The sequence below is a fragment of the Pedobacter sp. ASV12 genome, assembly GCF_016429155.1.
GTDB lineage: Bacteria > Bacteroidota > Bacteroidia > Sphingobacteriales > Sphingobacteriaceae > Pedobacter.
The window spans coordinates 1-327 of sequence record NZ_JAELUC010000379.1 but is presented as its reverse complement, the minus strand read 5'-3'; the positions used below and the strand labels follow the sequence as shown (position 1 = coordinate 327).

The following is a 327-nucleotide window of genomic DNA, read 5'->3' as shown; positions in this document are numbered from 1 at the left end:
CCCCCCCCCCCCCCCCCCCCCCCCCCCCCCCCCCCCCCCCCCCCCCCCCCCCCCCCCCCCCCCCCCCCCCCCCCCCCCCCCCCCCCCCCCCCCCCCCCCCCCCCCCCCCCCCCCCCCCCCCCCCTCTCCCCCCCCCCCCCCCCCCCCCACACCAACCCATGTCGTGGTTCGTCGGCAGCGTCAGATGTGTATAAGAGACAGGAAGGAAGGATGAGCTTAAATACCGGTGCAAGTTCATTTAATGGTACGGGTATCTTTAAATAATTTTCAAAAAAACCGATAAATCATGAAACATATTTTGATTGCTTCAATAATGCTGTTGGAAAG

Annotated in this window: 1 protein-coding gene; it reads left to right on the top strand. The window is 65.4% G+C overall.

Annotation, left to right across the window (positions count from 1 at the left end; all coding sequences use genetic code 11):
* On the top strand, nucleotides 1–264 hold a 264-nt coding region (locus tag JHD69_RS20795; protein WP_199142204.1), incomplete at its 5' end, for a hypothetical protein.
* Nucleotides 265–327 lie beyond the last annotated feature (63 nt).